This window comes from Pauljensenia sp. UMB3104 (assembly GCF_030217285.1).
Lineage (GTDB): Bacteria > Actinomycetota > Actinomycetes > Actinomycetales > Actinomycetaceae > Pauljensenia.
The window spans coordinates 1-284 of sequence record NZ_JASONN010000257.1 but is presented as its reverse complement, the minus strand read 5'-3'; the positions used below and the strand labels follow the sequence as shown (position 1 = coordinate 284).

Sequence of the window (284 nt, the reverse complement as noted above, 5' to 3'; positions counted from 1 at the left end):
ACCCTTCGGGCGAGGGAGGCCCAGGCCTCGTGCGTGGTGACGCAGCCATCGGCGGAGGCGCTGAGCGCGACCGCGCACTCGAGTGGACCGCGAGCGCGCGTGAGGACCCCGACCTCGGACACCCATCGGCGGCCAGCTGCGTCGCGCCGCATGTGGAGGACGGCGTCGAGGGCGCTGGAAGCCTGGGCCGCGACGGCACCCTCCCCCATACCCGCGAGCGCCCCGAGCGCCGCAAGCCGCGCAGGCACGTCCCTCGCCCCGTTCGCGTGGATGGTCGCCCAGCC

1 pseudogene is annotated in these 284 nt (G+C 76.1%); it reads right to left on the bottom strand.

From position 1 onward, the window contains the following. A pseudogene (locus QP415_RS11615) lies at nucleotides 1-284 on the bottom strand (TadA family conjugal transfer-associated ATPase); the annotation flags it as partial.